This is a genomic window from Pseudomonas sp. MF09156, from assembly GCF_059862305.1.
Genome location: NZ_JCBCUR010000014.1, coordinates 1 through 20,991 on the forward strand (window position 1 = coordinate 1; position 20,991 = coordinate 20,991).

A 20,991-nucleotide genomic window follows, 5' to 3' on the forward strand; every position below is an offset into this window, starting at 1 on the left:
TGCTTTTCGGTCACTTGCTTGACCGCCTGGATTTTGAATTCTTCGGGATAACGCTGGTTGCTCATGGCACCTCCTAATGGGCCTCATTTTAAGGCTTGGAGGTGTCTACGAAACTAGGGGCGATTCACTATGTAGTCTGCCGCTGTTTGTACGACATCTTCTAGTCCTGTGGCGCCATCGCTGAGTGTGAGCAACGCAGCCTCTAGATTACATTTATCGCATCCAGAGCCAGCCAGCAGAAGCATCCCCCTACGTTTGTAGTAGGGAGCATCCGAGCTCAAATCGCGTTCCGCCTGGCCAAGGAGCCATTCACGATTTCCTCCTTGGATTAGTAGCTCACAATTGGCTAGAACATAGGCGTCGCTCTCTGACGCATCGATGCGTGCTAGCCAGAGATGGCAAGCTTCGTTTGGTCGGGGATAAGACGATAGCGCCGCATCTAGTAGGTCCCCCTCAGTCAGGCCATCAACTGTCCGTACCACCACATCATCCGTTCGAATCAAGCTCATAAGCTCCAACCCCATTGCGTCGCCAGAATTGAGCAGCACCCTGGCGAGCGCTGAAACAAAGCTCCCGATAGACCTCAGGCGATTGCGGTTCTTGGCGTATTCAATGAGCGCCTGGACTTCCTCTCGAAAACCAGACACTTTGTCGAGCATTGCATTGAGCGTTAAATCCGACCAGAAGGCTGTGTAAGCCCAATTCCCGCGCTCAGTTGACGACTTAATCCCATCTCTCAGAGCTTTCTGTAGGTCCGCAAACTTGCGGTCAGAAAAGCTGTCCTGCAATGCAGCAAATCCGTCGCCTTGCTCCAACCCTCCCCATGATGACAACTCAGAACGGAAGGATACGGTGCTGTCAATTTGGCTCCAGTCCACTGAGACAGACGCCACGCCTCTTCGATCTGGTGCTGGCGCCTGGACAGTCACTCTGAGTTCAGGAGAGGGGGGCTGCTGCGGGTCAACCTGCAACTGTAGCCAAGCGAGTACATGCCCAGCAAACGCTGTCGCAAATTCGTGCTGGCGCTCGCCAATAACATTCCCAAGCTCTTGTGCGCAGGTGGCGAAGTCGCACCTGTTGAGAAGTGCAGATGGTGTCTCTGTAGAGTGCATAAGCAAAAGTGTGGTGAACCAATGATTCTCTAAATGCGTAGGCTCGCGCGTCAGTTCCAACCGGTCGAGTCTTTTGCACACCTCTGCTTTTGGCATATGGAACAGCAATTCAAATGCGAACCCGCGAACGACACTGTCAGAGATTGCAAGCGCCCGGTCGATAAGCGGTAGCCAAACGGCGCTCGTGGGCATTCTCTGTGCTACGGCGTACCAGAGCACAGGCAACAGTTGGTCATCTTCCTCCGCAAGACCTGCTATTTGCTCCTGAACATCGGGGGGGAGCTGCCGAAATTCATTTGTAAAGCTCACCAGATGAGCTCGGGAATTATCACGTCGCAGAAGCTCCTGGACCTGCTCCTGCGGCGGCAAGTGTGCCAATAGCATGCCGAACAGGGTGTATTCAGTTGCCTTTAAATTGTCCGTATCGTTGTCCACGGAGGTAAGTACTCGTTCCCACGCTTGTCGAACCAACGCAACGTCCATAGGTTCGAACAAGCTAACGTAGCTATGTGCGGAAAGGGCCCAGGGAAACATTGCTTCGTTCTCCCGCTGCCCGATTGTGCGGATGAAGTCGCGAACCGTAGCCACATATACGTCTTGGCAAAGTCGGCAGAGCAGCGGCTCAAGTAACTCCCAGTCGTGGTCCTCAATAGTCTGCCCACGCCCGACGCGGCGGTTCCCTACTGGAAAACTCTGCGCATAGGCTCGCAGCTCGCATACGAAATCATTCGGATAGTGAAATGTTGTATCCCATGCGTACTTGTTCGCAGCTTGCAGCTTCCTTCTGAATCCCATGTCAGTTCTACTCAGATAGGCCGGGAGTTCCTCTCTGCTTGGGCTTCTATAAAGGTTGAGCTGCGGATCGTTGCGGATCGCCTCTTCGGACGCCTTTCGCGCTGATCTCAATTGCGAGGCAAGAATCGGGTCGGCTGCAGATTCGAGCATTGTTCTTCTGACTCGAGCCTTGCCATCTTCCGATACCAAAGACATCGTCTCCACTCGTTGGAGAGCTGCGGCCACTTGCTGGCCGAGCGCAGACCTACTGGAGCCAAGAATCCAACCGCTGATACGCCCTCTAAATGTCAGCATGACTGAATCAGCCACTAAGCTATTGAAAGCGACCTGGAAAAAAATCCGGCGGTCCCCCTGTGAAATTACCGCCAGTGCCAGCCTTGCGAGTCGCAGAAGCCGTTGGTTCTCCACCCGGTTAAGTACTACTGACCCGTCTTCGGTGAGTTGAACTCGGCCTATGGTGGGTGCAACTGCGGTCACACTTGCGCTAGTCCGTTCCGTTAAAGCCTCTGCATCATGCCGATAGAACTCGCCGTGCTCGTGAATAAAGCTTGTCCAGCGAGCAAGCACGTTCACAATCGCACTGCTAGGGCTTGCGTGCTTAGCGATCTGTATGAGCCCGTGTAGAATCATTTGCTCAATGGTCGAATCCACGCCTGCCACTGCCCACAGCTCCTCGGCAACTTGAGCAATGACGTGGGGCCGCTTCGAGGCGAGCGCGATGACCCCTTCGACCGAAGTCTGGTCGGCGTTCTGACAGTCCAAGAATTCCAAGGTGAGGGCAACAGCGACATCGTCTCTCATTTTCTCATCGGCCAGCGCTTTGTACGCCGCCGATGCACAGATTTCGGCGGTGAGCGGATTTCGCTGCGTATCGTGCACGAAAATGCCAATCTGCTGGCGTAATTCGGCGACCGTTCCGACATCTAACGCAAGCGCATCAATCAAAAGAAGGCTCAATCCTTCGACGAGATATGGGCGCTCGAGGTAGAGCGTAGTTTTTTCCTGGCGCAACACTCCCCCCGACGCGAGTTCGGATAACGCATCAGCAGCGTGCGGATTGAATGCGAGTAATTCCTTCAATTCACCTGCGGTCACGCGCCTGCTCATCTCGCCGGCAAGATGCTTCAGAACGTTCTCAAACTCGTCGGGAGCAACCGGGTAGTCCATGCGCGTGCGGTAGCGATTTTTCCAAGCGTGATACTGAAGCATCTCGACGGTGAGCTCGCTCGCATCGCCACCTTGCCGAAAGTAAGCGAGCGCATCCGCCAAATAGCGTGGCTTTCGAGCCACAGGTCCAAGAGCCCAAAGCTTCTCAACGATTTCCCGGGACTGGTACTGCATCGCAACTGCGAACTCTTGCTCGTTGAATTCAGAGAGATCGAACTCCATCGCCTGCAGATTGAGTCGAGGCTTCAACTGCTTGCGCCAGGTATCAGGCCTACAGGTGATGACAAATAGGACGTTCGGACCAACTTCGGCGACTAGGTTCGCTATGTAATCGGTCCAGAACTGAAAGCTATGCCTTTCGTTAATTCCATCCAGCACGATGATTCCGCGCGAGTCCGATGCGCTGCCAAGCCACCTTTGAAGCTTCAGACGGAAGATGTCTTCTTCAGATGTTTGCAGTTGGGTGACGGCAAGTCTGGCCAAATCTTTTAGGCCGAGGTCCTTACTTGCCGAAGACTTGAACCAGAAGACAGGCGGTGCAGCTTGTTTGGAAATCACCCCCCGTACCCATGTGGCGACTGCCCATGACTTCCCGTTTCCCTCATCACCTTGAATGACGCATATACGGGGAGCTTCGGCTGCCCGGGAAGTAGAAGCGAAGGACTCAAGGTGCTGCTGCACGGCCGGCCGTGGGACATTCACAGATGATAATGCGCCCGACGCCAGGGGAGCATTCAGCCGTAAACGGCTGGTTTCCTCATTTTCCAGGACTTTGCATAGCGATGCATTCAACCGTGAGCGAAAGCTTGGCAGACCAACAGTGGCGCTCTCGAACGCTTTTCTGATGCGCTTCAGAGCGTTCCCGAATCCGGCGCTCTCACTCACCTTATGAAGATAATCGTGTAAATCAGAACTATCGATGCTGCTGCCTTTGCAGAAGGAAACAACATCGTTCCAGAAAGCGGCTGCAAGGTAGTCGAGATCCGCGGGTTGAGAAAGGGAGGCACAAGACAGGACGTAAAAGTCAGCGCCCATTTCCCGCGTTTTCTTCGCCAGCCACTCTGCCGCCGAGGCGTCCACAGTGCGCGTAGTCGCCAAGACCCACATATCTAAGTTGGGCGATGCATTTATAGAAATTTCGATTTGCGTGCGCAGTCCCCTTTCGTCAAGAGAGCTTGACTCTTGGTACCGCTTGCACTCGACGAAGATGCATTCATCTGCGTTGACATTGGAGTCCAAATCGCGCCCTTGTTGGGAACCGGATCTCCGCACAAGAAACGGGACCTCCGTGAGCTTCGTCAGCAATTTGGCAATCAATCCTTCAAAACCTGCCTCACCGCTTGCAGGCAATGAATGAAGGGCCCGAGCAAGTACGCTCATTGTCGACTTCTTTGCCGAGGCCCGCATCGACGCAGGGCTCGGTTTCCTTGTCTTATTGGTTGCTGCCACAGCTACGCTCCTAGTGCTTATACTGGTCTGCTCTGCAGATCCCGTTTACTTGTACAGTTCGCCAGCCGGACGCACAGGATACTTAGCCAACCAACGTTGGTTCCACACCTCACCTCGACGGCACCTGGCACCGAATAGAGTATTAAGCATGGCGCCGCGTAAGCCGGCTACTCGGTCATGTAGGCTCGATGTTACCGTCCTCCATTTGCTTTGACTCTACCCACTTGGATGAACCGTCCATGATCGATTGAAGCCTGCCGGCATTGTCCGCTTTGGGTTGATCGCTGCCCGTCACGAACGGCAAAAATCGGCCATTAGCAGGCACTCATGATCACCATCAATCGTACAAAAGCGCATGATCGACATTGCAGTGGCATTATGGTACTACGAAGGAAAGGAAATTTTTCTTACGCGCTAGGAGCTTTCTGTGGAACAAAGTAGATCAGAGCATATTTTAGCCCTAGCCAAAGAGCTACTGGACGACATCGAACTAAGCAGGCTGCCCGCTGAGTCCTTGCTTTTGAAAGCTTCAAGGCTCGCTCGATGGGTTGGCTCTGACGAGATCAAATATTGGATCAGTCTGGAGATGCAAGGGTATAGCGGAACAAATGAAGTATCGATCAAATATATGGGTCTTACAGGTAGATGGATCAATAGAGAGGAGAAGAAAGGCTACTGGGGTCCTCTCGCACAGCAGGAGGCAGCACTGGCAGCCCAGAACATAAAGTTAAAATCTCTTACCACTCCCGATACTAGCGGGGACTGGGCATACCGTATCATGGACATGCATGAAAAGCAGCTGACCAATACGACAAACTATATATCCACCTTAAGCGGAATTAAAAGTCGCGTTCTTTCGATCCTGCATACATTTGTTTCTGGAATATATTATGAAAAGGAATTTGACAACTTGTCCGAATCCATCTTCGAAAAATATAAAAGCGACGTTGATAGCCTAATATCTGCCAATTGTGGCGACGTTCTAGAGCAGATACCATCGGTAATATCAAGATTGGCAGAAGGGAATTCGGAATCCATCAGCCAAGCGTTGACAACCGTACGCAGAATAATTGATTCTTTTGCAGATTCAATTTTTCCTCCGAGAGAAACAACAGTTAACATTGGGGGGAACGAAATTACTCTGGGCGCCAACAAGCATCAAAATAGGATTAATGCATTCGTCAATGAAAGAGTTGAAAGCAAATCGCGTAAAGCCAAGATCCGTCAAAATCTTTCGAATTTTTATGAAAGAGTTTCTGTTGGCGTGCATAACGATGTGTCTGCCGAAGAAGCTAGATCGCTATTTCTGAACTGCTACTTATTATTAGGTGAGGTTCTGCATATTTCAGAAGATTGAAGCTTCAGAGCTTTTTGACAATGTTCGGCTCTTAGAATGAGTTCCCTTCAGAGTTGAAAGACGGGTGCAGATTAATTTTTTCGATTCGGCTTCTGCAGGCTGTGCGTAACAATTATAAAACTAACTTCATTGAGAGATGTTGATGAACTTGACAAAAATAACAATCACAGTCGGTATAGGCGTACTTTTAATATTCGGCTCCTATGGATCCCTCGTACTGTATAAAACATGGCCGATAACCGAATACTCAATTGCAAAGGCTGGGACTTTTGGTGACAGTTTTGGCGTGGTAACTTCTCTGTTTTCCGGCTTGGCTTTTGCGGGAATTATTCTAACCATATTGTTGCAAAGAAAAGAGCTCACCGAATCGAGAGAAATTTTTAGAATTCAAAGATTCGAGGGTTCTTTTTATCGTTTGCTGGAGCTTTGCAGAAGGAATCTAGAAGACGTAAGAGTTATAGATTTCGAAGGTAAAGCTCACGAAGGCATTGGCGCGCTTTATTACTATAGCAAGAAATTTACAGATGCAATGAAGCGACATAGTAGCTTTCTACAGGTCGATCATGGTCAAGTCGTATACGAATATCATTTGTTCGTGGAAATTCAAAAACACATTGTTCGACAGGCTCGTTATCTTGGTACGCTTCAGAATATTCTGGAATTGATCGAGCGAGATCTTCCAATCGATCAAGAAAGGAAGCCTTATTGGGACATAGTTTCCAGTCAAATCACGTTTGGTGAAGCTAGGTATATTTTTTATTGCTGCCTGGTGTCAAGGAACGACGACCAGCTCCGACCATTAATGGAGAGATCTGGCTTGATAGTAAGACTCATAAGCGGTTCAAATATAAGTAGCACGCTTCGTGAATCGTACAAACGGGCTCATGGAGTCGAATTTATAAAGTCTCCCGTTAAACTGGTACTTCCATACTCGCTTAAAAAGCTTAAGGAACATACAAAGCTCGCAAAAGCTTCTTTGCGGGCCGCTGCAAGTGTTAAGGCAACTAAAAAGGCTGAGCTAGACCGGATTCGATAGAATTTAACTCGCACATGCGATGGATCGGAAAGATTGATTTGGCCTCTAGCTGTGAACTGTAAATCGCCCCTAGTTTCATAGATTCTTTCGGGCCACAGGAACACCAGCCTAGTCCGAGTTAGACTGTCTGCTTTTGGCCGTTAGTGGACGCTTAATCTCGAGCACAATCCCATGCCCAATCGAGGAGACGCATACCGATAATGGCGTCTTAAATTGCCAGAAAACAGATAGGGTTGCGGAAGCGATCCGAAAAATTGCGGAAGTGATCGTCAAATCTTAGGCAATAAAAAACCCCGTAGACCATTGATCTACGGGGCTTTCAAGAGTGGAGGCCGAGGTCGGAATCGAACCGGCGTAGGCGGATTTGCAATCCGCTGCATAACCATTTTGCTACTCGGCCTCAAACGATCAATGCCAAAACCACTGACATTCACCGCATATAAACTTGAGTGGGCTATGTGAAGCTTGCCTCTACTCTATCTCATTGAAAACATTGAAGTTTTTTATGTCTCAGCGCGTTCAATGGCGGCAATTATGTACTCATTTGCTGGGGCTGGCAACCCCTTGATTTCAAAAAATATTCTTCTGTAGGGCAGAGCCGGGGCGGTCTGGGAGAACACGCCCCTGCCCTGCCTATGCTTAGTAGCCCAGTGACAGCCCAGTATTGCGCCGTGGGTCGTTGGCGCCGTAGAAGCGGTTGTTGCCCACGGGCTTGCCGTCCAGGGACGGGGCGCCGACGAGGATCGCGGCCAGGTGATTGGCGTCTTGGGGGCCGGCGAATTTGTGGCCCCAGCTTTCGAGGATTTTCTGGGTGTCGGGGCTCAAGGCGAAGGTTTCGAGGTTGGTGGTGTCGGGCATCCACTGTTGGTGGAAACGTGGAGCGTTGACGGCTTCCTGGATGTTCATCTTGTAGTCGATGACGTTGAGGATGGTGAGCAAGGTGGCGGTGATGATGCGGCTGCCCCCCGGTGTGCCGATGACCATCACGGCCTTGCCGTCCTTGGTCACGATGGTCGGGCTCATGGACGACAGGGGTGCCTTGCCCGGGGCGATGGCGTTGGCTTCGCCCTGGACCAGCCCGTACATGTTTGGCACGCCGACCTTGACGGTGAAGTCGTCCATTTCGTCGTTGAGGATCACCCCGGTCTTGCTGGCCATGACGCCGGCACCGAACCAGTCGTTGAGGGTGTAGGTCACCGACACCGCGTTGCCCCATTTGTCGACGATGGAGTAATGGGTGGTGTTGCTGCCTTCATGGGGCGCAACGCCGGGCTTGATGGCCATGGAGTCGCCGGCCTTTTGCGGTTCGATGGCGGCGCGCAGTTTGGCCGCGTAGTTCTTGTCCAGCAGATGCTCCACGGGGTTCTGCACGAAGTCCGGGTCGCCCAGGTAGCTGTTGCGGTCGACGTAGGCGTGGCGCATGGCTTCGATCTGGTAATGGGTGCCCTGGGCCGAGCCGTAGCCCAGTTCGGCCATGGGGTAGCCTTCGAGGATGTTCATGATCTGGCAGATCACCAGGCCGCCCGAGCTCGGTGGCGGCGCCGAAACTACGTGGTAGCCGCGGTAGTCGCATTCGATGGGGGCCAGCTCGCGGGTCTGGTATTTGTCCAGGTCGGCCTGGGCGATGATGCCCTTGCCAGCCTGGCTGGAGTCGACGATAGCCTTGGCCACCCAGCCTTTGTAGAAGCCATCGGCGCCCTTGGCGGAGATTTCCCGCAGGGTCCGCGCGAGGTCTTTTTGCACCAGTTTCTGCCCAACCTGCAGCGGCTCGCCTTTGTTGAGGAAGATGCCGCGCAGGTCCTGGTCTTTTTTGAATTCTTCGGTGGCGCTGTGCAGCATGTCGATATCGCCCTGGTCGAGGGCAAAGCCGTTTTCTGCAAGCTTGATAGCCGGCGCGATCACCTGGGCACGCTTGAGGGTCCCGTATTTACTCAGGGCCAGCTCCATGCCGGAGACGGTGCCGGGCACGCCGACCGCCAGGTGGCCCTTGGCGCTGAGGCCAGGGACGACATTGCCGTCCTTGTCCAGGTACATGTCGGCGGTGGCCGCCAAGGGGGCTTTTTCGCGGAAGTCGAGGAAGGTCTTGCGCCCGTCCGCCAATTGCACGGTCATGAACCCACCGCCGCCGAGATTGCCCGCTGCCGGGTAGACCACCGCCAGGGCGTATCCCACGGCCACTGCCGCATCCACGGCGTTGCCGCCAGCCTTCAACACATCGACACCCACGTGGGTCGCCAAATGCTGGGCCGTCACCACCATGCCGTTTTCACCGGCCACCGGGGCCTGGGAGGCCGCCTGCACACAGCTGAATGTCAGGACCAGGGCCGTCGCGATCAAGGTTCGGGTAAAGGGTTGGTAGTTCATCCGTGGATACTCTGTTTATTAGAAGCGTTAAACGTAGCTTCTTTCGCACAGCAACCCCAGCCAAGTGGCGCTTTTCAGACAGAGCTTGTCGGTGACGGAATGCTATATTCGCCCCGCCCTCCTCATTGCCCATGAGACACACCGATGCCCACGGTCGCCGACCCAATCCACGCGCTGTACCACAAGATCACCTGGAAGCTGATTCCGTTCCTGTGCTTCTGCTACCTGGCGGCCTACCTGGACCGCATCAACATCGGTTTTGCCAAGTTGCAGATGCAAGACCAGTTGCAGTTCAGCGAAACCGCGTTCGGCCTGGGCGCCGGCCTGTTTTTTGTCGGCTATATCCTGTTTGAAGTACCGAGCAACCTGATCCTCGAGCGCGTCGGCGCACGGATCTGGATCGCGCGCATCATGATCACCTGGGGCCTGCTCTCGGCCTGCACGTTGCTAGTCACCTCCACCACCCAGTTCTATGTGCTGCGGTTTTTGCTCGGCGTCGCCGAAGCGGGATTCCTGCCGGGGGTGTTGTATTACCTGACCACCTGGTTCCCCACCCATCGCCGGGGGCGGGTGTTTGCGCTGTTCATGATCGGCCTGCCGCTGTCCAGTGTGATTGGCGGGCCGTTGTCCGGCTGGATCATGGGCCACTTCGACCAGGTAGGTGGCCTGCGTGGCTGGCAATGGCTGTTCCTGCTCGAAGCGCTGCCCAGCGTGCTGTTGGGGGTATTGGCGTTCTGGGCGCTGCCCAATACCTATCACCAGGCCAAATGGTTGTCAGCCGCCGAAAAGACCCTGCTGCAACAGCAGTTGCAGGCCGATGACAGCCAGGCCAGTCAAAGCCCACGGCGTTTTCGCGAGGGGTTCTTCAACCTCAAGGTGTGGATGCTTGGCGGGATTGATTTTTCGATCCTGCTCAGTGCCTACGCCATGGGCTTCTGGATGCCGACCCTGATCCGCAACGCGGGGGTCAGCGACACGTTCCATATCGGCCTGCTCACCGCCCTGCCCAGCGTCGCCGCGCTGGCGGGCATGCTGCTGATCGGCGCCAGTTCCGACAAATACCGTGAACGCCGCTGGCACATTATCGTGCCGTTTTTGGTGGGCGCCGCGGCCATGGCCAGCAGCACGTTCTTCACCCATAACGTGATCGCCACCGTGGCCCTGTTTGCCGTGGCTTCGGCAGCGATCCTCGGTGCGGTGCCGGTGTTTTTCAGCCTGCCGGCGACCTTCCTTACCGGCACTGCGGCGGCCACCGGTTTTGCCCTGGCGTGCTCCCTGGCGAATATCGCCGGGCTGGTCAGCAACTCGTTGATGGGCCTGGCGATAGATATCACCGGCAGCAGCGCTGGGGCCATGTGGTTCTTTGCCGCCAGCCTGCTGCTCAGTTGTTTGCTGGTGATTGCGTTGCCGGCGAAATTGGTCAACCGCTAGGAGCGAGCGCGAAGCTACATACCCCTGTGGGAGCGGGCTTGCTCGCGAAAGCAGTGGGTCAGTCAACATCAATGGTTGCTGGGCCGACGTCTTCGCGGCGATGCGGCGATCCGACAAGCCCGCTCCCACATTTGATCTTCGCTGCTTTGAGCATTTCGTTCGCTTAACTGATCGGCATTGGGGCTTGCCTGCGATAGCGGTGTGTCATCCGCCAGAAATGCTGACTGAACTGCCGTCTTCGCGGGCAAGCCCGCTCCCACATTTGATCTTCGCTGCTTTGAGCATTGCGTTCGCTTAACTGATCGGCATTGGGGCTTGCCTGCGATAGCGGTGTGTCAGCCGCCAGAAATGCTGACTGAACTGCCGTCATCGCGGGCAAGCCCGCTCCCACAGGGGGGAGGCAGGCTCAATGACCGCTATGGGCCATGCCACTCGGCTGCTGCAACAGTGCCAGGTCTATCTCTTCGAAACGCAGCACCCGCCCGCCAGTATCTGCCGCGACTTTCTGCGCCACCGCCTGCTCGGCAAACGAGGCCAGCACCACGCCCATGGCGCCCTTGAGCCCGGTGCCGAGCACGTAGTAGGCGGTCTTGGCGTCGATCAGGTGGGCATCGTCCGGGGTATTCCAATGGCTGCGCCCCATGTCATGCACATACAGCTTTGACTGGGCATGATGATTTTCCGGCTGCAACCACCAGCCGAGCATTTCTGCGGTCGAGCAGAACTTCTTCGCCGCGCCCTGCTCCACCACCTCGCCCTTGGGCCCCGGGAATTCGCTGATCACCATGCCACACACATGGCACTCATCCGCCGGATGGAACGCCACCGGCCCATCACCTGCCCCCGCCGCCACCGGCTTGTCACACCCCACCAACAGCAGGCTCAACAGCAACACCCATCCGATTTTCATGCTCAGCTACTCCACCGATAAAAAATTCATGCCGCGCGCCGCCCGAACAGCCAATAGGCCCAGGCCAGCGGCCCGGCGACCCACGCCGCCAGGCACAGCCACAACGCCGCCTCCGGCACTGCCAAGTCACCGCCCAGGGCCATCACGCCTACCGACGCGGGGCCGGCATCGAAGCCCGACAGGTTGATCAGCCGGTACACATCCGCCGGGTTGAACAGCAACAGCCAGGGCAGCAGCGTCGGGCTGAACTGCCCCTCGCTGAGCACCAGCAGCGCCAGCAATGCCAGGTCAAAGACCAGCACAAAAAAGAACCACACCCCCAGGGCCAACCCGGCCGCCGTGGACTTTTCCGCCGAGACGCTGCTCAACACATACGCCATCCCCAAAAAGCCCCAGCCGAGCAAGGTCGAGGTCAGCATGAAGCGGCCAAAGGCCCAGAGCAGCAGGCTGAACTCGACGTCATCCACCAGCAGCGCGATGGCGAGCATGGCGCAGCCGAATCCGATAAAGGTCGCCAGCGCCAGGATCAGCCCATGCCCGACAAACTTGCCGAGCAGGATCTGCCCACGCCCCAGGGGATAGGTGAGCAACAGCAGCAAGGTGCCGCTTTCGTCCTCGCCAACAATCGCGTCATAGGCCAGCAACAGCGCAATCAATGGCATCAGGAAGGTCGCCAGGCTAGCCAGGCTGGCGATGGTTGCCGGGATCGAGGTAAAGCCCAGTTGCCCGGACGCCGCCGCACCGAGCCACCCAATACCGATGGCCAGCACCGCGAACAACAGGCTGATGGCCAATAACCAACGGTTGCGCAGGCCATCGCTGAACTCTTTGCGGGCCATGTTCCAGATCGGCGTCATTGGGCACGCTCCACAGGGCTGTCCATGTAATGGCGGTACAGGTCTTCCAGGGACGGCACGACAATTTCCACGTCAGTGGGGCTGTCCTGGTCGAGCAACTGGCGCAGCAGGTCCAGCTTGTTGCCATTGAACGCCGCCACTTGCAGCCCTTGCGCGCCCCAGCGCTGGGTCACGTGGCCGGCCTCGCTCCAGCGTTTTTGCAAGAGCGCCGCACGTTGCAGGCCGCTGCTGCGGATCAGGGTCGGCAGCCCCGCTTCTTCGCGCAAGGCCGCCAGGGTGCCGAGGGCCAGCAGGCGGCCCTGGGTGAGGATCGCGGCACGGTTGATATGGGCCTCCACGCCCGGCAGCACATGGGAGCAGAGGATGATGCTGGTGCCCTGCCCGCGCAGGCGGTCGAGCAAGCAGTACAAATCCTGGGTGGCGATCGGGTCCAGGCCCACGGTGGGTTCGTCGAGCAGCAACAGGCGCGGCTCGCCAAGCAGGGCCTGGGCCAGGCCGAGGCGCTGGCGCATGCCCTTGGAATAGGTCTTGACCCGCCGCCGCGCCGCCGCTGTCAGGCCGACGTCTTCCAGCAACGTCGAGACCTGGCTCATCGGCGCGCCCTTGAGCCGGGCAAAATGCTGCAAGGTCTCCAGGCCGCTGAGTTGCGGGTAGAACGTGACGTTTTCCGGCAGATAGCCGAGCATCCGGCGCACCTGGGGATCACTGGGCGCGCGGCCAAACACCCGTACCTGGCCGCTGCTTGCCTGCAATAAACCGAGGATCAGTTTCATGCTGGTGGTCTTTCCCGCGCCGTTATGGCCGAACAGGCCCAGCACCTCCCCGGGCGCCAGGCTCAGACTCAAGTCATGCAGCACAGTGGCGGGCCCATAGCGCTGGGTCACGCCTTCGATTTCGACGACAGGCATCATGCGGGCTCCTTGAGCGGGGAAAGCGTGGGGTCTTTCATCAGCGGATGGCTGTCCATCACCCCCGGCGACTTGATCACCGGAAACGCCCGTTGCACCCAGCGCAGCAACTCGATGCCGGGGCTGTTCATCAGCAGGCGCACCTGGGGATACAGCCACAGCAGGCGGTCGACGTTATCGTTGGGCTCGTAGGCCACATCCCCCAGGCCGTCGTTATTGCGGTCCCAGCCCAGGTAATCGCTCCAGTAATTGCCGCGACCATCTGCCGACCATTCCTGCAAGCGGGTGGCCACGTACTTGACCTGGCGCTGGTTGCCGACAAAGGCATTGTTGGCAATCCGGTTGTCTTCGGAGCCGGCCGTGAGGTGGATGCCCACCGCGCTGCGCCCAAAGTGGTTGTGTTCGATGCTGTTGAACAGCGAGTTGTAGATAAACAGCGCCTTGCCTTCGGCCCCGGTGATCATGGTGTCGCCGGTGGTGCCGTCGCGCACGTCGTTGACCACGTTGTCGCGCAGGGTGGAATAGGTGATGTAGTTCATCAGGATCCCGTAGTTCTGGTCCTGCTCGGAGCGATTGCCGATCACCGTCAGCTTGCGGCTTTGCATCAGCGCATAGCCGGTGCGGGTGCGGCGGGTGATGTTGCCGAGCACCTGGTTGTCGTTGGCGAACATGTAGTGGATGCCGTAGCGCAGGTCTTCCAGGGTGTTGCCTTGCAGCAGGTTGCCGTTGGAGGTGTCGATGTAGATGCCATCGCGGGCATCGCGCACCAGGTTGCCGATCACCCGCGCGCCCTTGACCGCGTACAAATGGATGCCATTGCCCCGGTCCTGGGAACGCATGGTCGGGTCGCCCTGGATCTGGTTGTCGATCACGCTCACATCCGCCGTGCCATCGACCCACACGCCAAACCCCTGGCCGCGCAGGCGGTTGTTCTTGATCAAGGCGCCGTGGGCCTTGGGCTGGATGAAAATGGCCGCGTTCATCGCGGTGAGGTCATGGCCCCAGTCGAGGAAGGTGCAGCCCTCGACGGTGACGTCGGCAGCGTTGATCAGCAGACCATTGCCCTGGCCCTGGCTGTGGATCACCGCACCGGGTTCGCAAGTCAGTTGCAGGGGCTGGTCGATGCTGAAGGAGCCCTGGTAGTCACCGGCGGGCAATTGCCAGCGGTGCGGGCCTGCGGCTACCAACGGCAGGTCGGTGATGGGCAGTACAGCGGCACTGGCGGTGGCCGAAAATAGCAGCCACACACACCCGGTCCATAACGTGCGGGGTCGAGCCACGGAGTATTCCTTTTTGATCAAAACAGATCCCATGTGGGAGCTGGCTTGCCTGCGATAGCGGTGTGTCAGGCAACCGACAGTTTTCTGATGCACCGCTATCGCAGGCAAGCCAGCGCCTACATTTGTTGGGTGCTCGCCGTTAAGTGCGCTCCACCAGCATCCGCCCCACCATCTCCATATGCAGCGCATGGCAGAACCAGCTGCAGTAGTACCAATGCAGCCCCGGCTTGTCGGCGATGAAGGTGATGGAAGATGTTTGCTGCGGGCTGATTTCCATGCTCACGCCATGGTTGGTCATGACAAAGCCATGGGTCACGTCCTCGATCTGGTCGATGTTGGTGATGGTCACGGTGACCTCATCGCCATGTTTGACGGTGAATTCCGTCAGGCCGTAGGTCGGCGCCATGGAGGTCATGTACACCCGCACTTTCTTGCCGTCGCGGATCACCTTGTTATCGGTCTCCAGCTTGATCCCGTCCTTGGCCGCAATGGCCACGGTTTCGGCAAAGAACGGGTCGTTGCGCTCCCAGATTTTCTTGGTCTTGATCTGGTCGCGCCGCGCCATCACGCAGTCGTGGGGTTCGGCGAAGGTCGGGCCGTCGTGGACCAGTTTCATTTCATCGCCGGAGATATCGATCAACTGGTCGTTTTCCGGGTGCAACGGGCCGGTGGGCAGGAAGCGGTCCTTGGAGAACTTGCTCAGTACCACCAGCCATTGGCCGTCGGCATCCCGGGTTTCGGTGAGCGAGGCGTGGTTGTGGCCAGGCTGGTAGTGCACATCGAGCTTCTGCTTGATGTAGTTGACCTTCTCACCGCCGTAGGCGCGGATGGCTTCGGCGATGTTCCACTTGACCACCTGGCTGTCGATAAACAGCGTGGTGTAGGCAAAACCCCGGCCATCGTAGGTGGTGTGCAGCGGGCCCAGGCCCAGCTCCGGCTCGCCGACCACCACGCCGCGCGGGTCTTTGATCTTGTCGCTGAACAGGTCGTCGAGCTTGTCGATGGCAATGATGGTGCAGGTCGGCGACAGCTTGCCGTTGGCGATAAAGTACTTACCGTCCGGCGAGGTATTGCAACCGTGGGGGTTCTTCGGCACCGGGATATAGCGGGTGAATTCGCTGTCCTTGCCGTCGTCGCCCTTGCGCCCGTCCACCACCGGCACCTTGACCCCGTCAAGGTTGATGAACTTGCCGGCCTTGATCGCCGCCTCGATGCGCGGGATGTTGAATACCACCACCCAGTCGCGTTCGTTGCGCATCATGCCGCCCAGGTCGGAGGCCTTTTCCGAGTTGTAGCAGGTGGCCGCCGCGTATTTGCCGGTGTAGTCCATGTCGGCGTTGTCGAGGTTGCCGTCGACGATGACCTGGAAAGCCATTTCCATCTTCTCGGCGTCGATGGCGTTGAACAGGGTGAAGCTGTTCTTGTCCTGCAGGTCGAAGGTGTGGCCGTCATTGGGGTGCGGGATGATGAACTCGGCGTTGCAGAACACGTACTTGGTGTACGGCACCTTTTGCAGGCGCAGGCCGTGGATCGCCTGGGCGTTGGGCACGGTGACGATCTTGTCGCACTTCATGATGTCCAGGCGGATCCGCGCCACGCGAGTGTTGGCCTTGTCGTTGATAAACAGGTATTTGCCGTCGTAGCGGCCATCGGTGGTGGACAAGTGCGGGTGATGGCAATCGCCGTTCTGGTACTTGGCGCCCTCCCCCAGGATGCGCTTGCTCTCGTTGGTCAGGCCCCAGCCGGTAGCCGAATCGACGTTAAACACCGGGATGCGCATCAGCTCGCGCATTGACGGCACGCCCAACACCCGCACTTCGCCCTGGTGGCCGCCGCTCCAGAACCCGTAGTACTGATCCAGCTCCCCTGGGCCCACATGGATTTTCGACTTGGCTTCCTTGGCCGCCGCCGCAAAGGACTCGCGGGTAAACACCGTACCGCCGAGGGCCGAGGCCCCTGCCAGCACCGCGCCGGTGACGGCGCCAGTGCCAAGGAAACCACGCCGGCTCATGCCTTCGGGTTCCGGGGTGGTCCCGGTTTTGTTCGATTCGCTGTCGTTCATGATGTGCTCCAGATATGAAAAGTGGGTGCCCAAGGCCGTCATTCAGGCACCGCCACCTGCACCACCGGGATCAATTGCCCAGTGGCGGGTGCGGCCTTGTTGCGTTTCTTGCGCTTGTTGATCAGGGGCGGGCATTTGTGGTCGTTGTGCCAGGTCATCTGGCAATCGAGGCAGTAGTGGCATTCATTGGCGTTGATATGGCCGTCGGGGTGGATCGCCTGGATCTCGCATTCCCTGGCACACAACTGGCACGGATCGCCACACTCCTTGCGCCGTTTGAGCCAGTCGAACAGCCTGAATTTGCTGGGGATCGCCAGCGCCGCGCCCAGTGGGCAGAGGTAGCGGCAGTAGACTTTGCGCGTGAACAGGTTGATCACCAGCAGCGCCACGGCGTACAGCACGAACCACCATTGGCGGTCGAAATGCAGGGTGATGGCGGTCTTGAACGGTTCCACTTCGGCAAACCGCTCGGCGGTGGCCATCGACTCCAGGGACAGGCCAAACAGCCCCAGCAGGATCAAATACTTGATCGCCCACAGCCGCTCATGCACGGCAAACGGCAACTCGAACTGGCGCACCTTGAGCTTGCGCGCCGCCTCGTTGAGCAGCTCCTGCAGCGCCCCGAACGGGCACAACCAGCCACAGAACACCCCCCGGCCCCACAGCAGGATGCTGGCGGCGGTGAATACCCAGAGCATGAAGATCAGCGGGTCGGTGAGGAACAGCTCCCAGCGGAACTGCTGGAACAGGGCATGCACAAAGGTCAGCACGTTGACCACCGACAACTGCCCCAGGGCGTACCAGCCGATAAACACCACGGTAAACAGCAGGTAGCCACGGCGCACCCAATGCAACAGGCGCGGGCGCCGGGCCAGGCTGTCCTGCAAAAACAAAATCACCGTCAGCAGCACCAGGGCGGCGCCCAGGATCAGGATCTGCACGTGTTTCTGGTACCAGATCGTCAGCCACATCGGCCGGTTGGCTTCGTCGATGGCGGCCTGTTCGGCGGCGGTGGGCAACGGGCGCTCCAGATACGCCTCGGGCATCTGGTAGGGCAATTCAAAACTGCTGAAGGTGCCACTGACCGGGCCGGTCTGGCGCCGTACCAGCAGCTCCAGGGTCCACGCTGAGCCTGGATCGAACGCAGCCTGGGGGCGCACGATAAACACCGACATTTCATCGAACTCGGGCATGCCCTCGGCGAACACGTCGTACAGGCGCTGGTGGTCCATATCGCGGAAGCTGATGACATTGCCGAACTGGCGCAACTGCACCCGATCAAAAATCCCGCCGCGCACATAGCCCGAGCCCTTGAACGAAAAAATCCCGCGTCCCAGCACCGCGATGGCCTGCTCGCCGGGCTTGAGGCCCTGCATCAACACCCGGTACTGCGCGTCACCCAACAGGTTGCGGCCGATGGTCGGCGCGTTGAGATCGGCCACATACAAGTCGATAAACGTCTCGTCGACCTGCCCCGCCCCCGCCACGTCCACGCCTTCGGCCTCGGTGCCCTTGAAGGCGGCATCCACCTGGCCGCGCGTCAGGTGCAAGCGGCGCACCGCGCCATTGCCGGTCAACTGCGCCCAGTTGGCCGGCTCGAACAGGTCAGCGCGCACCAGCGCGACTTTCTGCGCGGTGCTGGCCTTGTCCTCGATCAGCTTGAGCGACACCGCCACTTCGTGGGCGGCGCGCATGATCACCTCATTGACCACCATCGCCGTGACCGTGGCACCGGCCACCGCATCCACGGTCACCGCCTGGCTGTCACTGGAATGCCCCACCACCACCCGCTGCTTGACGTTGATCCCGCTGTAGCGGGCGGTGAAGTCATGCAGCTTGGCCTCGGGAATGCCGATCAACAGAATCGGCTCGTGGTGCTCCAGCACATAGGCATCACGGATCACCCCGGCCGGGTCGAGAATCACCTGGGTGTTGATCGGTTTGCCGGAGTACGCCGGGATGTCCACCACGTCCAGGCTCTGGAACACATAGCCGATGACCGCGCCTTTGGCCGACAGCGTGCGCACCTTGAACGGGCCTTGGGCGGCGGAAATGGCGTCGGCCTGCGGGAAAATCTTGTCGATGCGCTGCTGTTCAATCGCGCCGTAGGACTTGGCCTGGGCCGGGCCGGCCAGGCTGAACAGCAGCACCAGGACAACCAGCCAGGTAACGGGACTTGCAGCCAGGGTAGCGAGGGTCGAGGGCTTGGTGCGGTTCATGGGCTCACTGACTTCAACGGCCGGGATATGCAGCCGATGGTAGGTGGCACGTGGCCAGTGAGCCCTTGATTGAAATCAAGTCTGGGGGTGGTGCGGCGTTTGGGCGCTGGCTACATGCCCAACCACTGCGGCAGCGCCAGTGAGATAAACGGCACGTACGTCACCAGGACCAGGAACGCCAGGAGGATCATCAGCCATGGCATCGCTGCGCGGATCGTCTGGCCCAGGGTCAGGCCGGTCACCGCCGAGGTCACGAACAGGTTCAGCCCAACGGGCGGATGCACCAGGCCGATCTCCATGTTCACCACCATCACAATCCCCAGGTGAATCGGGTCGATGCCCAGCTTCATCGCAATCGGGAAGAAGATCGGCGCCAGGATCAGCACAATGGCCGAGGGCTCCATAAAGCTGCCGGCGATCAACAGCACCACGTTGACCATCAGCAGGAAACCGATCGGCGTCAGCCCTTCGGAGATGACCCAGGCCGTGATTTCCTGCGGGATCTGTTCGGTGGTCAGCACATGGGCAAACAGCATGGCGTTGGCGATGATGAACATCAGCATGATCGACAGGCGCCCAGACTCCAGCAGCACCTTGGGGCAATCCCTCAAGCGCATGTCCTTGTACACAAACAGCGCGACAAACGCCGAGTACACCGCCGCCACCGCTGCAGCTTCAGTGGGGGTGAACATGCCGCTGTAGATACCGCCGAGGATGATCACCAGCAGCAACAGGCCCCAGAACGCGCGACGGGCACAGCCCAGCCACTGGGCAAAGGTCGCCCGGGGTTGTGCCGGCAGCTTTTTGATACGCGCCACGATGTAGATCGCGATCATCAGCATCAGGCCCAGCAGCAAGCCGGGGATCACCCCCGCCATAAACAGCTTGCCCACCGAGGTTTCCGTCGCCGCCGAATACACCACCATCACGATGGAAGGCGGAATCAGGATGCCCAGGGTCCCGGCATTGCAGATGATCCCGGCACCAAACTCCTTGGGGTAACCGGAACGCACCATACCGGCCACGGCAATCGACCCCACCGCCGCCACCGTCGCCGGCGATGAACCGGACAGCGCGGCGAACAGCATGCACGCCAGCACCGCCGCAATCGCCAGGCCGCCACGGATATGGCCGACACAGGCGTTGGCAAAATCGATCAAGCGTTGCGCCACGCCGCCGGTGGTCATGAACGCCCCCGACAGCAGGAAGAACGGAATCGCCAGGAAGGTGTAGGCATCGCTGGTTTCGAACAACTTGATCGCCAGAGAGCTTAACGAGTCCTGGCTGAACATCAGGATCGACATCGCCCCCGACAACCCCAGGGAAATCGCGATGGGCACGCCGAGAAACATGAACACCAACAGCAGTAAAAACAGACAGAGAACGGCCATCAGTCACGCTCCTCATGGCTACCGGCCAACTTGCTGGCTTCACCGGCTTCGTCGGCCAGCCCCAACCCGACCTGACGGTGGGTAAACAGGCGGTAGAAAATTTCCAGGTAGCGGATCAACACCAGGGCAAAGCCGATCGGCACGATCAGCGCGATATGCCCCACTTCCAGGCCGAAATGATCGAGGTCCTCGGCCCCGATCCCGGCCGCCAGCACGGCACTCACCCACTTGTAGCTGGCCACCATGAACAACCCGGCGTAGGCCAGGCAGCACAGGCACGCGAGCATTCCCAGCAGGCGCTGGACCCGGCGTGGCGTCAGGCGCACCAGGGCATCGACCCCCAGGTGGCCGGCGGTGCGCACGCCATAGGAAATCCCGAAGAAAATCAGCCAGCCGAACATCGCCTTGGTCAGCGCGACGCTCCAGGTCATGTCCTGGGCCCAGGTCATGGTGCCGTCGCCCAGGGCGTTGAAAAAACTGCTGCTCCAGGCCCATTTGTCGGCCAGGGCAAAAAACAGGGTGTAGATGTTGTTGAGCATGACGTAGACAAACGTCACCAGGGTCATGGCGGCCAGCAGGAAGGCGATAAAACCTTCCTCCAGGTGCTCCCAGACGCGCCTTAGGGATTGCATGGCAAAACCTCGCTTACAGGG

General features: G+C 58.1%; 13 protein-coding genes and 1 tRNA gene. 3 read left to right on the forward strand and 11 right to left on the reverse strand.

From position 1 onward, the window contains the following. Window positions 1–113: 113 nt before the first annotated feature. Complete coding sequence (locus AC19YY_RS23540) at window positions 114–4,454, reverse strand: NACHT domain-containing protein (protein ID WP_500604953.1); 4,341 nt, start codon at window positions 4,452–4,454, stop codon at window positions 114–116. A 496-nt stretch (window positions 4,455–4,950) separates the two neighbouring features. Here AC19YY_RS23540 and AC19YY_RS23545 point away from each other — a divergent pair, with 496 nt between their 5' ends. Together AC19YY_RS23545 and AC19YY_RS23550 are read left to right on the forward strand one after the other, a co-directional pair. After that, entirely contained in the window at window positions 4,951–5,880 is a 930-nt protein-coding gene (locus AC19YY_RS23545; protein WP_500604954.1) for an AbiTii domain-containing protein, read from the forward strand. A gap of 142 nt (window positions 5,881–6,022) precedes the next feature. After that, on the forward strand, window positions 6,023–6,916 hold the full coding sequence (locus AC19YY_RS23550; protein WP_500604955.1) for a hypothetical protein: 894 nt from the start codon (window positions 6,023–6,025) through the stop codon (window positions 6,914–6,916). 326 nt (window positions 6,917–7,242) lie between these two features. Here AC19YY_RS23550 and AC19YY_RS23555 read toward each other — a convergent pair. Together AC19YY_RS23555 and ggt are read right to left on the reverse strand one after the other, a co-directional pair. Continuing rightward, a tRNA-Cys gene (locus AC19YY_RS23555) sits at window positions 7,243–7,316 on the reverse strand. 239 nt (window positions 7,317–7,555) lie between these two features. After that, a complete protein-coding gene (gene ggt / locus AC19YY_RS23560; protein ID WP_170057134.1) occupies window positions 7,556–9,280 on the reverse strand; it encodes a gamma-glutamyltransferase in 1,725 nt (574 codons plus the stop codon). Window positions 9,281–9,424: 144 nt separating this feature from the next. Here ggt and AC19YY_RS23565 point away from each other — a divergent pair, with 144 nt between their 5' ends. Then, window positions 9,425–10,711 (forward strand): MFS transporter, encoded by a 1,287-nt coding sequence (locus AC19YY_RS23565; RefSeq protein WP_500604956.1) that lies wholly within the window; start codon window positions 9,425–9,427, stop codon window positions 10,709–10,711. A 406-nt stretch (window positions 10,712–11,117) separates the two neighbouring features. On the opposite strand, the gene AC19YY_RS23570 is transcribed toward AC19YY_RS23565, so the two are convergent. The 8 genes from AC19YY_RS23570 to AC19YY_RS23605 form a co-directional block, all read right to left on the reverse strand. Further along, on the reverse strand, window positions 11,118–11,621 hold the full coding sequence (locus AC19YY_RS23570; protein WP_169957071.1) for a nitrous oxide reductase accessory protein NosL: 504 nt from the start codon (window positions 11,619–11,621) through the stop codon (window positions 11,118–11,120). Window positions 11,622–11,647: 26 nt separating this feature from the next. Beyond that, a complete protein-coding gene (locus tag AC19YY_RS23575) occupies window positions 11,648–12,478 on the reverse strand; it encodes an ABC transporter permease (protein ID WP_432754305.1) in 831 nt (276 codons plus the stop codon). Further along, on the reverse strand, window positions 12,475–13,386 hold the full coding sequence (locus AC19YY_RS23580; protein WP_169957087.1) for an ABC transporter ATP-binding protein: 912 nt from the start codon (window positions 13,384–13,386) through the stop codon (window positions 12,475–12,477). Before AC19YY_RS23580 ends, AC19YY_RS23575 begins: the two co-directional genes overlap by 4 nt. Next, on the reverse strand, window positions 13,386–14,633 hold the full coding sequence (locus AC19YY_RS23585; RefSeq protein ID WP_500604992.1) for a nitrous oxide reductase family maturation protein NosD: 1,248 nt from the start codon (window positions 14,631–14,633) through the stop codon (window positions 13,386–13,388). Before AC19YY_RS23585 ends, AC19YY_RS23580 begins: the two co-directional genes overlap by 1 nt. A gap of 172 nt (window positions 14,634–14,805) precedes the next feature. Then, entirely contained in the window at window positions 14,806–16,728 is a 1,923-nt protein-coding gene (gene nosZ / locus AC19YY_RS23590) for a TAT-dependent nitrous-oxide reductase (protein ID WP_169957073.1), read from the reverse strand. A 38-nt stretch (window positions 16,729–16,766) separates the two neighbouring features. Continuing rightward, window positions 16,767–18,947 (reverse strand): transcriptional regulator NosR, encoded by a 2,181-nt coding sequence (gene nosR, locus AC19YY_RS23595; protein ID WP_500604957.1) that lies wholly within the window; start codon window positions 18,945–18,947, stop codon window positions 16,767–16,769. Window positions 18,948–19,057: 110 nt separating this feature from the next. Then, on the reverse strand, window positions 19,058–20,338 hold the full coding sequence (gene dctM, locus AC19YY_RS23600; protein WP_099169959.1) for a C4-dicarboxylate TRAP transporter large permease protein DctM: 1,281 nt from the start codon (window positions 20,336–20,338) through the stop codon (window positions 19,058–19,060). Next, window positions 20,338–20,970 carry a TRAP transporter small permease gene (locus tag AC19YY_RS23605; RefSeq protein WP_169957076.1) on the reverse strand — a complete coding sequence of 211 codons (633 nt, stop codon included), beginning with the start codon at window positions 20,968–20,970 and terminating at the stop codon, window positions 20,338–20,340. The genes dctM and AC19YY_RS23605 overlap by 1 nt, the downstream gene beginning before the upstream one ends. Window positions 20,971–20,991 lie beyond the last annotated feature (21 nt).

What these genes read in the sequence shown, in the direction of transcription:
- AC19YY_RS23540 (WP_500604953.1), bottom strand. Translation starts at nt 4,454, where the DNA reads ATGAGCGTACTTGCTCGGGCCCTTCATTCATTGCCTGCAAGCGGTGAG.
- AC19YY_RS23550 (WP_500604955.1), top strand. Translation starts at nt 6,023, where the DNA reads ATGAACTTGACAAAAATAACAATCACAGTCGGTATAGGCGTACTTTTA.
- ggt (WP_170057134.1), bottom strand. Translation starts at nt 9,280, where the DNA reads ATGAACTACCAACCCTTTACCCGAACCTTGATCGCGACGGCCCTGGTC.
- AC19YY_RS23565 (WP_500604956.1), top strand. Translation starts at nt 9,425, where the DNA reads ATGCCCACGGTCGCCGACCCAATCCACGCGCTGTACCACAAGATCACC.
- AC19YY_RS23570 (WP_169957071.1), bottom strand. Translation starts at nt 11,621, where the DNA reads ATGAAAATCGGATGGGTGTTGCTGTTGAGCCTGCTGTTGGTGGGGTGT.
- AC19YY_RS23575 (WP_432754305.1), bottom strand. Translation starts at nt 12,478, where the DNA reads ATGACGCCGATCTGGAACATGGCCCGCAAAGAGTTCAGCGATGGCCTG.
- AC19YY_RS23580 (WP_169957087.1), bottom strand. Translation starts at nt 13,386, where the DNA reads ATGCCTGTCGTCGAAATCGAAGGCGTGACCCAGCGCTATGGGCCCGCC.
- nosZ (WP_169957073.1), bottom strand. Translation starts at nt 16,728, where the DNA reads ATGAACGACAGCGAATCGAACAAAACCGGGACCACCCCGGAACCCGAA.
- nosR (WP_500604957.1), bottom strand. Translation starts at nt 18,947, where the DNA reads ATGAACCGCACCAAGCCCTCGACCCTCGCTACCCTGGCTGCAAGTCCC.
- dctM (WP_099169959.1), bottom strand. Translation starts at nt 20,338, where the DNA reads ATGGCCGTTCTCTGTCTGTTTTTACTGCTGTTGGTGTTCATGTTTCTC.
- AC19YY_RS23605 (WP_169957076.1), bottom strand. Translation starts at nt 20,970, where the DNA reads ATGCAATCCCTAAGGCGCGTCTGGGAGCACCTGGAGGAAGGTTTTATC.